We start from the raw sequence: 14,603 nt of genomic DNA, 5'->3' as shown, positions 1-14,603 counted from the left end.
TGTATGGAGGATGTCAGATGGCCGGCGGAACAACTGGAAGAACATCGTCTGGAGATCAGCAATCGTATTAGAAATCTTTTTTGGACAGTCAGTGGTGATTATGATATGGAATTTGAACCGGATACAGAAAAATATGTTTATTCAAAACAAACAGTTCTGTATGAGGCAGTGAAGCAGGGTGCCTTTGCACGATATTTTGATCAGAAGAAACTTGGCATGTATTTGATGAAAAAATTACATTTTTCTGCTGGAGAAGATATGCTTTTGCCTCTTGCCGGATTATGCATGGATGCTGCAGTGAATCGTTTTATCATTCGAGAACGTTTGGGAACAAAGGAAATCAGAGAACAGGCGTTCAGAGAATTGGAAAAGGCCGAGGAAGAGCAGGTATCAGACAAAGCTGGAACAGACCTGATTTACAGGATTAGGCTTCTGTATATAAGGCATGTTCTGGAGAACACAGACGATGAGGGAATGGATCCACAGGCAGAGCTTGCATTGTACAAGATTCTTTCTTTGAAGGATGCGGAAAATACGGAAGAGATCATAAACGTGATAGATGAGATTTATAATCATGTTCTGGATCCCTCTTTTGAAAAAAGGAATGGAAATCTGGAGAAGATTCTGAATTTACCGGATATGGCATTGGCCAATGACGCGTGGCAGGAATGCATGACGGATGAACAGATGGAAGACATCATTCAAAAATATCTTTCTAATCTCAAAAAAAAGATGATGAGTCTGGACATCAGAAACAAAAAGAAAAAAAGATTTTATTTCTCTCCGGAAAATGAAGAAGTTCCGGAAAGCTCGGAGAATATAAATCCACAGGCAGTGCGACGGATACGGGAGTATGTGGAACTGAATTACGGAAAATCGTATCTAAGTGAATCGGAGCAGGCCAGAGTCAACCGGAAATTTTGTACAGGAATCCACAAAAACTGTATCCTGTATCTTACAGATGGGATTTTACAGAACCCTGTGATAAAAAATAATCAATACCGTTTTTCTCAGCTGCAGTTTGAAAAAAATAAAGCCTATTATGGAAATAATCACTGGATCATCAAAAGAAATATTTCTGAGTTGGCAGAGTCACTGAAACGGGCATTTATAATCCGAAAGGATGATTTTGTCAGCAGATCTGATGCAGGGCAGCTTGTTCCTGAAAGGTTATGGAAAATTGGAAGAACAGACGATGACAAGTTATTTAATAGAAAAAAGAGATCAGAAGATTCTGAGTTTGTAATAGACGTTCTGATTGATTCCAGTGGTTCCCAAGCTGGCAGACAGGCTCAGGTAGCGGCGCAGGGATATATTATCAGTGAAGCATTAAGCCAGGCAGGAATTCCTCATCGGGTGACAGGATACTGTGCTTTCTGGGGATATACAGTACTTCAGAGATTTCGGGATTATGAAGATCCAAGGGAAACAAATGAAAGAATCTTTCAATTTCGGGCGTATGCCAATAACAGAGATGGGCTTGCACTGAAAACCGTTTGTTCCTCTCTCATGGAGCGACCGGAAAAAAATAAGATTTTAATCGTATTAAGTGATGGAAAACCCTGTGATATGAGCATACAACGACCAGGAACCCGCCAGCCCAAGATCTATGATGGAGAAGGAGCTGTGAAAGATACTGCATATGAGGTGCGCCGGGCCAGAAATCAGGGAATTTTCGTAATTGGTATTTTTGTAGGGAATGAAGAAGAACTCTCCGTGGAAAAGAGAATCTATGGAAAAGATTTTGCCTATATTCGTAATATCAGCAATTTTTCCCGTATGGTAGGAACTTTTTTGCGAAGACAAATTGATATGGAATGAAAATGGAGGAATCACTATGGGTAAAATTGGATTTGCCAATTGCCAGGATGTAAGAAATCAGAAAAAGATACGGGAATTAGATTGTCCACGCTGTCATGAACCGGGAGGCATTGAAGCCTTTGTGAAAGACGGGATACTTGCAGAGGATGGAGTATGTGATAACTGCGGATATATTCTTCCAGAAGGAACAGAACTGGAGGAAGTGGAGTAAGAAGCATTTAAGGAGATAACAGATGAAAATTGCTGTAACTGGAAAAGGCGGAGTAGGGAAAACCACGATATCTGTAGTATTAGCACGGCTGTATGCAGAAGAAGGGAAAAAAGTATTTGCTGTAGATGTGGATCCAGATGCAAATCTTGGACTTGCACTGGGTTTTTCAGAGGAAGAACTGGAGAGTATTACGCCTATCAGTAAAATGAGAAGGTTGATCGAGGAGAGAACAGGTGCAGATAAAAGTAATACTTTTTATAAAGTCAATCCAAAAGTGGATGATATTCCTGAAATTTACGGAAAAGAAAATAATGGTGTTCGACTTCTGGTTTTGGGAACTGTGGAAACTGCGGGAGGCGGATGTGTATGCCCTGAAAATGTAATGTTGAAACGAATTATTAATAATTTGGTTTTACATAGAGATGATATAGTAATCTTGGACATGGAAGCAGGACTTGAGCATTTAGGACGGGGAACAACGGAAGGGATGGATCAATTTATCGTCGTGATAGAGCCGGGGGCCAGAAGTGTTCAGACTTATAAAAATGTAAAACGTTTGGCAGAAGAATTGGGTGTAAAGGAAGTAAAGGTCATAGCAAATAAAATCAGAAATGATGAAGATGAAAAGTTTGTAAGGTCTAGAATCCCGAAGCAAGATTTTTTGGGATGTGTTCATTATAATGCAGAAGTTATAGAAGCAGACAGAGAAGGAAGATCCCCTTATGGATGCAGCAAGACAGCTACGGATGAAATTCGAAAAATTAAGGAGATATTTGATGTAATGGCAAAATAGACATTATATTAATTTAATTATTTTTCGAAAACAGTTTGAAGTATGGTCATATGTAATGCTTATTATTTAGAAAAAAGAAAAGGAGTAAATATAGAGATGAAAATAGCAGTTTGCGGAAAAGGTGGATGTGGAAAAAGTACAGTAACCAGTCTTTTGGCTAAGGCTTTAGCCAGACGAGGAAAAGAAATTTTGGTAATTGATTCCGATGAATCTAATTATGGTCTGCACCGACAGCTAGGTATGAAGCTTCCCAGAGATTTTACAGACTATTTCGGTGGTAAGCAAAATGTTTTAAATGATATGATGTTATCAAAATTTACTCATCAGTTTTTTGAGGAAACTTGGACTATAGATGATATACCAGAAGATTATTATAGCCTGAAGGACGGTGTAAAACTGATGACCAGTGGAAAAATTCATCAGGCAAATGAAGGGTGTTCTTGTGCTATGGGAACTGTTATGACTCAATTCATCCAAAATCTCAGGCTTACAGAAGACCAATTTGCGCTAATGGATATGGAGGCTGGTATTGAACACTTTGGACGTGGAGTTGATAACGGTGTAGATCTGATATTGATAATCATAGATCCATCCTATGAATCCCTACAGCTTTCCAAAAAAATCGGGGAATTATCGGAAAGTATTCGAAAACCATTTTATTACGTTCTTAATAAAGTAACAAAAGAGAATCAGGAAATGATGTATGAAGCTGTATGGAATTCAAGTCGAGTCGCTGTATCTCTTAGTGCGGATCCTGGTATTATGGGAGAGGGACTGATGGGGAAAGAACTATCAGAAAAACCAGATGCTATTGAAAACTTAACAGAATTTCTACTTTCTATTTAAAGAATGAGGAGATTTACTGTGGATATATGATAAAAGAACACCAGATCATACAGCTATAATTTGTAATATTACATCCACTTGACGCAAGAAATAAGCAGTGATATACTGAATCAAAAGTTATTTATAAAATAACAATAAAAACCTGGGACTATATTGTGTGATTGAACAGTTACAAAGAATGTAATTCTTGTGGAGGGTATAGGATGATACAGATTGCAATTGTGGAAGATGAAGAAATTTATGTAAAACAATTAACAGAGTATATCCGAAAATATCAAACGGAAAGGGGAAGATCAATAAAGGTTACGGTATTTGGTGATGGAGAAGATATCATTGAGAATTACAGTGGCGGTTTTGACATTATTTTGATGGATATTCAGATGCGGTTTATGGACGGTATGACAACAGCAGAAAAAATCCGTCAGATGGATCAGAAAGTAATTATTATGTTTATTACAAATATGATTCAATATGCAGTACGTGGATATGAAGTTGATGCAATGGATTATGTAGTAAAACCAGTTGAATACTTTTCTTTTTCGCAGAAACTGGATAAAGCAGTTGGACGTATGCGCTCTGAGGTTAAAGAATTTCTTACGATTCCGATCGGGGAAGGAGTTGTAAAGATAGATATAGCAGATATCTATTATATTGAGGGGCAGAGACATAATGTAATTTATTATACTTCGAGAGGAGATTACTGTTCAAGAATTACGATGAGAGAACTCGAAGAAAAACTTGCGGTACATAATTTTTTTCGATGTGCAAAGGGATATCTGGTAAATATGAATCATGTAGAGGGATTTGTTGGTTCTGATTGTGTGATCCATAATGTACATATACCTGTCAGCAGAACCAGAAAAAAAGAATTCATGAATCTGCTTTTGCAAAACCTCAATATGGAATGATTTCATGCGAAATGGAGGATACTATGTTATATCAGGATATTCCAAGAATTTATACGGCAATAGCAGAGTGGGGATCGTGTTTGGTTTATCTTTATATCCTAAAAAAAGAAAACATGAAATCTGTACATTTTCTTACAGGCAGTCTTTTCATGCTGGCAATGCAGAGTATCTTTCTGACTTTGACAGGCAGCGTAACTGAAATTTTGTGGATTCCCTGTATGATGATCGCTGCAGGTATGATGTATGGATTTCTTATGGTCGGAGGAAATATGAAGCCTCTGGGAGCGGCTTATTGCTGTGCCCGTGCATTTGTTCTTGCTGAGTTTGCAGCTTCGCTGCAGTGGCAGATGATATCTAGTGTACAGACATGGGGGAATCAGAGCATTTGGGTTGAAATTCTGATCACGATGGTTATTTTTGGAGGCTGCTTTACTATAGATATTTATTTAGAAAAAGATCTTCTGAAGCAGAATTATCTTGAACAGATGACAGTAAAGGAAGTAGCAGCGGCGGCAATCATGGCTGTTGCAACATTTGCTTTTAGTAATCTGAGCTTTTTAAATGAAAATGTACCATTTGCGAGCAGAGAACGTGCAGATATTTTTTCTATCAGAACACTGATCGATTTTGGAGGAATTGCAATCCTGCATGCTTATCAGAGCAGGATCAGTGAGTATGTTGCCGAGAAAGAACTTTCAGTAATGAACGTGATGCTGAAAAGCCAGTATGATCAATACCGAAATTATCAGGACAGCCTGGATCTCATACAAATGAAATACCATGATCTGAAACACCAGATAACGGGACTTCGTGCGGAATCAGATGAAGAGAAACGAAAAAAATGGATTGATTCCATGGAAAAGGAAATCGCTGCTTTTGAAAATATAAGCAGAACGGGGAATCAGGTACTTGATACGATTTTGGCAGCTAAGATTTTCCATTGTCGAAAAAATCATATACAGATTACCTGTGTGGCAGATGGAAAATTATTGGATCATATGCATGTAACAGATATATGTTCTATATTTGGAAATGCTTTGGATAATGCGATTGAACATGTAATTTTGATTCCTGATTCGGAAAAAAGACTGATCCATCTGACAGTATCCGCTCAAAAAGGATTTGTGTTCATTAAGATAGAGAATTATTGTGAAGCAGAAATTTCCAAAAATGAAGAAGATCTGATTACAACAACAAAAAAGGATAGTAAAAACCATGGTTTTGGATTGAAGAGTATTCGTAAAGCTGTAGAAAAATATGATGGTTCTGTAGTGTTTGGAGTACAGCAGAACTGGTTTGAACTAAAGATCCTTTTACCCAGAGTATTGTAATGCTCTGGGTATTTTTGTATTTTGTGCCATATTTGCTGCATCTTGTGCCAAAAACGGCACGAAATAATAACCATGTTATAGTAATGCCAACAGGAAATGATACCTGAAAAAGACGAGAGAGTCAAAGGAGGAAAAAAGAGAATGATCAGTGTTGAAATGGAAGATGTTCTGGCGGTATTACAATTATGCAAACCGTATATTATCGGTATTATTGCTGCACTTGTAATTGGAATCGTAATTATGATCGCATGCCGCAGGATGTCCAGGGGCAAAAAATTTCTGATAAGAGGAGAAGCTGCGCTCGCAATGGTTCTTGCAGTTGTTGTCTGCGTGAATATGATCTGTTTTGGACCAATGGCTACGTTGATTGGACTGGCAACGGGAAATGGAACTTTAAGCGATGAAACAAATGAAGAAGCTGCGGAAGCAGCAGAAGAAATTATGGAAGACGGAATTGTTCTTCTGAAGAATGAAAGCCTGCTTCCTTTAAATGAAACAAAAAAACTGAATATTTTTGGCTGGGAATCTATTAATCCGGCTTACGGAGGAGCTGGTTCCGGTGGAATTAATGATCTGTATGATATTGTCAGTCTTAATCAGGGACTTGAAAATGCCGGATTTTCTATTAACCAGAAACTGGTTGATTTTTATAACAATTATGGTGCAGATAATCCGGAAATGTCTATCCAGAAACAGAGCTGGACATTACCTGAGCCACCTGTAGATACTTACAGTGATGAGCTTATTAAAAGTGCGAAAGAGTATTCTGATGTAGCAGTTGTGGTTCTTTCCAGAAAAGCAGGTGAAGGTCATAATGATATTCCTATGGATGTAAGAAAAGCAGCATATGATAATAATTCAGATGAATATGATGATTTTCCTGAGGGAGAGCATTATTTACAGCTTTCACAAACTGAGAGAGATATGGTGGATATGGTTTGCTCAAACTTTGATAATGTGATTGTGATTTATAATGGAGCAAATCAGTTTGAACTTGGTTTCGCAGATGAATATCCTCAGATTAAATCTGTTGTATGGTGTCCCGGAACGGGAAATGTGGGATTTAATGCACTTGGTAAAGTATTTTCAGGTGAAGTCAATCCTTCCGGAAAAACACCGGATACATTTGTTTATGATATGACGACTGCTCCGTGGTGGAATAATGCAGAAAAAACGGAGTATACAAATCTGGCAGATATGGCCGTTGAAGGAATGAACGCAGGAACTGCGCAGGTGTATGCTCCGGCATTTACCAATTATGTGGAAGGCATTTATGTAGGATACAAGTACTATGAAACAGCTGCACAGGAAGGTGCGATTGATTACGATAAGACTGTACAGTATCCATTTGGATATGGTCTGAGTTACACGGAATTTGAACAGAAAATGGGTGAACTGAAAGAAAAAGACGGACAGATTTCTGTAGATGTAGAAGTAACCAATACCGGAGATGTTGCCGGAAAAGATGTAGTAGAAGTGTATTATAAACCGCCATATACAAATGGCGGAATTGAGAAATCTTCTGCAAATCTGATCGAGTTTGCAAAAACAGATCTGCTTCAGCCAGGAGAATCTCAGACTGTTACAGTTACATTCAGTATAGAAGATATGGCCTCTTATGATGAGAATAATGCAAAAGCATATGTTCTTGAAAAAGGCGATTATGTGATTTCTATCAACAGCGATTCACATACTGTGCTGGATCAGAAAACTTATACTGCAGATAAAGATGTAGTATATAAGGGAGAAAATAAAAGAGCATCAGATGATACTGCAGCAACAAATGTATTTGAAGATGCAAAAGGCGATGTGACATATTTATCACGAGCAGATCATTTTGCAAATTATGAAGAGGCTACAGCAGCACCGGCATCTGCAGAGCTGGGTGAGCCATATGTTTCTGAATATCATCTGAACAGCAACTTTGATAAGACTACATACCTCAATGATGAGGATGTAATGCCGACAACGGGAGTAGATAATGGACTTACATTAGCTGATATGCGAGATGCTGATTATGACGATCCTCGTTGGGAAAAACTTCTGGATCAGCTTACTGTTGATGAAATGGCAAATATGATTGCAATGGCAGGTTATCAGACAGCAGCCATGGATTCTGTGGGAAAAGTGGCTACACTTGATTTCGATGGACCAGCAGCAATTAATAACAACTTTACAGGAGTTGGTTCTATTGGATTTCCAATTGAAGTTGTGGTTGCTTCCACATGGAATAAGGAACTTGCACAGGCCTGGGGTGAATGCATGGGCAAGATCAGTCAGGAAATGGGTGCAGAGGGCTGGTATGCACCAGGTATGAATACTCATAGAACCGCATTTGGAGCAAGAAACTATGAATACTTTTCGGAAGATGGAGTTCTTGCAGGAAATATGGGAGCAAAAGCAGTAGAAGGAGCAAGAAAATATGGAGTTTATTCTTATATCAAACATTTTGCTCTGTATGAGGGAAATGCAAAGATGGTAAGTGTCTGGTCAAATGAGCAGGCAATCCGGGAAATCTATCTGAAACCATTTGAAATTTCTGTAAAACAGGGGGGCGCAAATGCGGTTATGGTTTCCTGGAGTTTCCTTGGAGATAAATGGACTGGAGAAAGCAGTAACCTTATGAATACAGTTCTCAGAGATGAATGGGGATTCAGGGGAATGGCGCTTACAGATTTCTTCCGAAACAATGGTCATGGATTTATGAATGCAGATGCAGCTTTGGCGAATGGAGTAGATGCAATGTTGTCCACATTCAACGGAGAAGAGAACAATGTAGCCAATCCGGAGCATCCAACATCTGTACTTCAGATGAGGAATGCCTGCAAAAATGTCATGTATACAGTTGTAAGCAGCTGGGCTTATGATGGAGAACACGAAGAAACAGGTATGGAAAACTGGAAAAAAGCAGGAATTGGTATCGACATTGTAATAGCACTTTTCATGGCAGGAATGGAAGTACTGGTAATCAGAGGATATAAGAAAAGAAAGAATGCTGAATAAGGATGAAAGTGGGATGGAAAACAGTTATGAAACAGCAAAAATTGGTTGAAAAGATGACAATAGAAGAAAAGGCAGCGATACTCAGTGGAAAAACTGTCTGGCAGACCAGAGAAATTGACAGGCTTTCCATCCCGTCCATCTTTCTTTCAGATGGACCGCATGGAATCAGAAAACAGGCAGGAGCAGGAGACCATCTGGGACTGAATGCATCCTTGAATGCAACTTGTTTTCCCACAGCAGCGACGATAGCAAACAGCTGGAATCAGGATCTGGGGGAAGAGATTGGACAGGCTCTTGGAGAGGAAGCAGCAAGTATGGATGTAAATATCCTGCTTGGTCCGGGATTAAATATTAAAAGAAGCCCATTATGCGGAAGAAATTTTGAATATTTTTCAGAAGATCCATATCTTTCCGGGAAGATGGCAGCATCATATATTCGTGGAATACAGAGTAAAGGCGTTTATGCCTGCCCGAAGCATCTGGCGGTTAACAGTCAGGAACTTCGGAGAATGGCAATGGACGCAGTTGTTGACGAACGGACATTAAGAGAAATTTATCTGACCGGTTTTGAGATAGCTGTTAAAGAAGGACACGCAAAAGCAATCATGAGCAGTTACAACCAGATTAATGGGATTTATGCTAATGAGGACAAACATCTTTTGACAGATATCCTGCGCAAAGAATGGGGATTTGATGGAATTGTAGTAACAGACTGGGGTGGAAGCAATGACCATGTGAAAGGTGTTGCTGCCGGCTCAAATCTGGAGATGCCGTCCTGTGGGTACGATTCTGCAAGAGAAGTGATTGCTGCTGTCCGAAATGGAAAGCTGAAGGAAGCGGATTTGGATGAAAGAGTTGGAGAACTGGTGGATGCAGTGATGGAACTGACATCAGGGAAGAAGCTTTCAGATAAAAACTTTGACAGAAACGCACATCATCAACTGGCAAGGAAAGCAGCAGCAGAAAGCATGATTCTTCTGAAAAATGAAAAACAGATTCTTCCGCTGGATACCAAAAAATCCATCGCTGTTATTGGAGATTTTGCTTTTTCACCCAGATATCAGGGGGCAGGATCTTCTATGGTCAATCCAACAAAAGTAGAAGATATGTCATCGATTTTGCAACAATATGATTTGAATATTCTGGGAATGACAAGAGGCTATCATAGAAATGGAGATGTAGATGAGAATGATAGAAAGTTTGCATTAAATTTGTCTATGAATGCGGATATTGTAATTTTCTGCTTTGGTCTTGATGAGATCAGTGAATCAGAAGGACTGGACAGAACCCATATGCGTATTCCGCAGGATCAGATCGATCTTCTGCAGGATATTAGTAAGGTGAATGAAAATGTTATTGGAATACTGAGTGCTGGATCAGCGATAGAAATGCCATGGCACACCTGCTGCAAAGCGATTTTGCATGGCTATCTGAATGGACAGGCAGGCGCTTCTGCAACATTGGATATTCTGACCGGAAAGGTGAACCCATCAGGAAGACTGGCAGAAACATATCCCATATCTTATGAACAGACACCGGCATTTCGATATTATCCAAGTAATGAGAAAACATCGGAATACCGCGAGAGTGTTTATGTAGGATATCGCTATTATGATACTTCAAAAGTACGGGTGCAGTTTCCATTTGGTTTTGGACTTTCCTATACGGAATTTACATATTCTGATCTTATCATAGAAGAGGATGGAATCAAAGTTTCGGTTACCAATACAGGTGACAGAGATGGAGCTGAGGTTGTTCAGATGTATGTAGGACTTCCTAATGCAATCGTGTTCCGACCGGAAAAAGAACTGAAAGGTTTTGCAAAAGTTTATCTGAAGGCAGGAGAAAGCAGACAGCTCAGGATTCCGTTTGATGATAAGACTTTCCGTTATTGGAATATAAAAACGGGACAGTGGGAAATAGAAACAGGAACTTATCAGATTATGGTAGGAGCCAGTGTTGCAGATATTCGTTTAACAGGTATGACTGAGAGAACAGGAAATAGTAAAGGGTATCCGTATAATCCGGCAAAAATGCCTTACTATTATACAGGAATCGTGCAGAAAATATCAGACGAGGAATTTCGTGAACTTCTTGGCCATGAGATACCGAACAGAAGATGGAGTGGAAATCTGGAAATCAATGATGCAATTTGTCAGATGTATTATGCAAAAAGTCGGCTTGCAAGAATGATATATAGATGTCTCACAAAAATAAAAAAGAAGAGTGAGGCACAGGGAAAGCCGGATCTGAATATTCTATTTATTTACAATATGCCGTTTCGGGGGATTGCCAAGATGACCGGCGGGGCAGTCAGTATGGAAATGGTATATGGAATTGTCGATGCTGTGAATGGCCACTTTATGCTTGGAGTAAAAAAAGTAGTTGGTGGATATTTCAGAAACAGAAGAAATAATAAGAAATATGAAAAATTATTAAAAGGAGCCGGAGGGAAGCGCAGATGAATCATATAAAAAATATATGGAAACATTTTGAAGCGAAACATTCTGCTTTGGCAAAATGGCTTTATCAGATATTCTATTTTGTTATATTCAGTATGGGCGTGACAGTGTTCCAGTATCTTGTATTTACATTTTTACCAGGGATTTTGGGAATTGGTCTGGCTGGTACAGAGTTTATGTGGCCAAAGGTTTCCATGAATCTGTTTGGAGTAAAATTTACATGGAGTTTGCTGGGGTACAATGTATTGCGTGATGCAACGGGGAATATACTGATCGGTGGTGGACTTGGCTATTTTATCAGTTATGAATTGGGGTCATTTCTTGCACAGTGTATCAATTTTCCACTTCAGAGAAATATTACTTTTAAAAGCCATGGAAATCCTGTATATCAGGCAATCTGGTATTTTGTTGCATGGGTGATAATTTCACTGATTTGTAATGGATTTAATAATCTGTGGATGCCAGTTGCATCTGCATATGTGGCACCGGCAGTCTATAACATGCTTGTGACAATTATCACAGGTGGAGTTTCCATGGTGATTTTTTTCTTTGTGTTTAAAATTATTTTTCCAGAGGGGAAGGCTGAATAGAAGAAAATACTTCATATATTGGTATATGATTTAAGCCTTGCTATCCTATTATGATTTCGGGTATTCCTGTTAAGTGATCAGCTGGGGGTGGCTGATGAGGATATCCTGGAATATGTGGATGACGGTGTCAGCGGTACTCATTTTAAACAGCAGGGATTTCAACAGCTGCAGGATGACATGAAAAGTGGAGAAATCGGCTGTGTAGTTATAAAAGACTTTTCCAGATTCGGAAGAGACTATCTGGAAGTTGATCCGGAGGCTGCAAAAGTCGTGAAAATGATTTTTCAGAGGGCAGCGGAAGGAACAAGTTTTGCAGATATTACAAGGGAATTGAACAGACAGGCGATTGCCACTTGTGATGAGCAGAAATTATCAAGAGGGGATCAGGTGCAGTTCCAGAGGTTTGAGACGATCAAAAAGAAACACTGGAGTGCTACGACAGTAGCGGCAATTGTCCGGGATGAGATTTATATTGGAACCAGAATCTAGGACAAGACACGTTGCAGTATGCATACTGGCCATAAAGCAGTTCTGAATGATGAAACAGAATGGGTTCGCTTGGAAAAAAAGTTGTAAAGTGGTGTAAAGATTAATGATCTTTGTATTGGCACCGAAAATATATTTATTTCTCCGCGGCTTTTCTTCCAGGATGTGAGAGTGCCGCGGAGAATTTTTTGCGAAGAAAGAATTGCTATAGCTTTTGTAATTCTGGGAAAACCTTTATCTAAGAAAAAAATATAATATTAACATGAATATCATGAATATAATATTGGAGGCTGTGAATATTCCCAAATACTTCCCTCTCAGATTCCTGTTTTCTTTTGCAATATATTTGAAACTTATCAGGCTTGCCATGGATGCAATCAGAGTGCCGAGACCTCCAATATTGGTTCCGACAATTAAAGCCCGGCAATTATCTGTAAAGCCGGATAAAAGAAGCGCAGCGGGAACATTGCTCATAATCTGACTGGCAAGAACAGCAGTAAGTGTTTCCCTTCCTGCCATGATTCTTTCCAGAAAACTGCTGAATTGCGGAATCCTTCCAAGGTTGCCGATAAAAATAAATAATGCGATAAAGGTGGCAAGCAGGGAGTAATCCACCCTGCTTATATTTTCCCTGTTTCTTAGCAGCATATATATAAGAACCAATACAAGAGGAATCTGGTATGGAATGATACGTGCAACAGTGAGCAGGCAGATTGTAAATAAGATCAGGTAAGCGGCCAGGTATTCCATGTTAAGTTCTTTTCTGTCAGAGAATCCCAAAAGAGTTTTATCTTTTTCGGAACCGCATACGTGAGGTGCTTTGGCAGCGGCTACCTGTATCCATATCAGAAGAAGGATAAGTGCTGTGGCGGAATAGGGAAGCATCAGGGTTATTAATTCTGCCGCGGACATCCCTGCTCTGGCATATAGATAAAGGTTCTGCGGATTTCCGATTGGTGTGAGCATGCTTCCGAGATTAGCAGCGATTGTCTGCATGGCTACTATTTTAAGAAGCCAGTAATTGCCCAGTTCCTTTGGCAGTTTATGCACAATGATCAGTGCAAGAGGAACAAAAGTAATCAATGCTACATCATTGGTGATCACCATTGACAGGAAGAAACATAAGAGTACCAACAGCCTGATCACACCCACAGTTCCCGATGTTCCCATAAGCAATTTTTTGGCAAGTATATCAAAAACACCAACAGCCTTCAAACCAGCTACAATTGCCATCAAACAGAATAGGAGCCCGAGAGTCCTGAAATCGATATAAGTAAAATAAGCCTTATCCGGTCTGACCCAGAACATAGAAAGAAGCGCCAGGATCACTGCAATTGACAAAACGGTTTCTTTCCTGAAAAAAACATATAATTTTTGTAACATAATATTTCCTTTCCGGTCTGATACGATCGCGTATAAGTATATCACAGAAACATCCAGAAAAAAAGAATATCATTTTGTATTGTGGATTGTGTTTGCGATTACCGCCTCATTCCTGTATAATAAAAATGTTATCAATGGCGACATCATTTCAAAAGTTCAGAATATGAAAGGAAAACGTTTTGGAAGAACTATACAGAAAATATCAGGGAAAAACAATAAAAGATGACTATGGGAAAAAATTCCAAGGAATTTATAGATTTTGCAAATGACATGAAAAAGAGCATGAAAATTAATGCCGCAAAATATGGATTAAGGCTTATTACCTTTGAGACGGGGCATTACGATATGTGCGGATATTTTAAGGACAACGAAACAAAAAAAGTATGCATATTTTTCATTCCATGAATGCAGGAACCACCCCATAGATTTCGACATGATGAACTCTAAGGGATTTCTCGTCCGTTCTGCAAAAGGATTGAACGATTGCACTGGAGGATACAACAACTTTACGGACTTGAAGGGATTTTTCCAATTTTCTCTATTTTTTTCATAATGATCACCACTTTACAACTTTTTCATAAAAAAATATCGTACAGGACTTTCTGATGTATAATGAATTTGACCCAAAACATTACAAAGGAAAGTGACTCTGTACGACAAAAACATTATACAACGAAAAAACACTGATTGGTAGACTTCATCAATATTTTTTGATTTATTTTGAAACTTTTTCTGTTCCGACAGCAGATACCTTATTTCTGCTGATATT

At 39.0% G+C, this 14,603-nt stretch carries 12 protein-coding genes; 11 read left to right on the top strand and 1 reads right to left on the bottom strand.

The window, feature by feature from the left end; all coding sequences use genetic code 11:
* Window positions 1–3: 3 nt before the first annotated feature.
* The 10 genes from CCC70_RS11815 to CCC70_RS11770 all read left to right on the top strand — a co-directional run bounded on the left by CCC70_RS11815 (window position 4) and on the right by CCC70_RS11770 (window position 12,454).
* Window positions 4–1,821 carry a cobaltochelatase CobT-related protein gene (locus CCC70_RS11815; RefSeq protein WP_287084921.1) on the top strand — a complete coding sequence of 606 codons (1,818 nt, stop codon included), beginning with the start codon at window positions 4–6 and terminating at the stop codon, window positions 1,819–1,821.
* Between the two features lie 16 nt (window positions 1,822–1,837).
* Complete coding sequence (locus CCC70_RS11810; protein ID WP_059085501.1) at window positions 1,838–2,032, top strand: hypothetical protein; 195 nt, start codon at window positions 1,838–1,840, stop codon at window positions 2,030–2,032.
* 22 nt (window positions 2,033–2,054) lie between these two features.
* A complete protein-coding gene (locus CCC70_RS11805) occupies window positions 2,055–2,825 on the top strand; it encodes a nucleotide-binding protein (RefSeq protein ID WP_287084919.1) in 771 nt (256 codons plus the stop codon).
* A 96-nt stretch (window positions 2,826–2,921) separates the two neighbouring features.
* Complete coding sequence (locus CCC70_RS11800; RefSeq protein WP_287084918.1) at window positions 2,922–3,671, top strand: nucleotide-binding protein; 750 nt, start codon at window positions 2,922–2,924, stop codon at window positions 3,669–3,671.
* A 203-nt stretch (window positions 3,672–3,874) separates the two neighbouring features.
* Window positions 3,875–4,579, top strand: coding sequence for a LytR/AlgR family response regulator transcription factor (locus tag CCC70_RS11795; RefSeq protein WP_092070343.1), 705 nt, complete (start codon window positions 3,875–3,877; stop codon window positions 4,577–4,579).
* A 23-nt stretch (window positions 4,580–4,602) separates the two neighbouring features.
* The gene (locus CCC70_RS11790) at window positions 4,603–5,910 is read left to right on the top strand and encodes an ATP-binding protein (protein WP_186582172.1); all 1,308 of its coding nucleotides are present in this window, start codon (window positions 4,603–4,605) and stop codon (window positions 5,908–5,910) included.
* A gap of 141 nt (window positions 5,911–6,051) precedes the next feature.
* Window positions 6,052–8,913, top strand: a complete 2,862-nt coding sequence (locus tag CCC70_RS11785; protein WP_287084916.1) for a glycoside hydrolase family 3 C-terminal domain-containing protein — start codon at window positions 6,052–6,054, stop codon at window positions 8,911–8,913.
* A gap of 26 nt (window positions 8,914–8,939) precedes the next feature.
* Window positions 8,940–11,378, top strand: coding sequence for a glycoside hydrolase family 3 C-terminal domain-containing protein (locus CCC70_RS11780; RefSeq protein ID WP_287084914.1), 2,439 nt, complete (start codon window positions 8,940–8,942; stop codon window positions 11,376–11,378).
* Window positions 11,375–11,965: a hypothetical protein gene (locus CCC70_RS11775; protein WP_287084912.1), complete on the top strand. Its 591-nt coding sequence runs from the start codon at window positions 11,375–11,377 to the stop codon at window positions 11,963–11,965. Before CCC70_RS11780 ends, CCC70_RS11775 begins: the two co-directional genes overlap by 4 nt.
* An 87-nt stretch (window positions 11,966–12,052) precedes the next feature.
* A complete protein-coding gene (locus CCC70_RS11770) occupies window positions 12,053–12,454 on the top strand; it encodes a recombinase family protein (protein ID WP_287084910.1) in 402 nt (133 codons plus the stop codon).
* A 231-nt stretch (window positions 12,455–12,685) separates the two neighbouring features.
* Here the strand turns inward: CCC70_RS11770 and CCC70_RS11765 are convergent, their stop codons facing one another.
* The gene (locus CCC70_RS11765; RefSeq protein WP_287082530.1) at window positions 12,686–13,834 is read right to left on the bottom strand and encodes an SLC13 family permease; all 1,149 of its coding nucleotides are present in this window, start codon (window positions 13,832–13,834) and stop codon (window positions 12,686–12,688) included.
* 228 nt (window positions 13,835–14,062) lie between these two features.
* Here CCC70_RS11765 and CCC70_RS11760 point away from each other — a divergent pair, with 228 nt between their 5' ends.
* Complete coding sequence (locus tag CCC70_RS11760) at window positions 14,063–14,239, top strand: hypothetical protein (protein ID WP_161215702.1); 177 nt, start codon at window positions 14,063–14,065, stop codon at window positions 14,237–14,239.
* Window positions 14,240–14,603 lie beyond the last annotated feature (364 nt).

The organism is Blautia sp. LMAG:89, from assembly GCF_008679485.1.
Lineage (GTDB): Bacteria > Bacillota > Clostridia > Lachnospirales > Lachnospiraceae > Blautia_A > Blautia_A fusiformis.
This window is presented reverse-complemented; position numbering and strand designations above follow the sequence as displayed.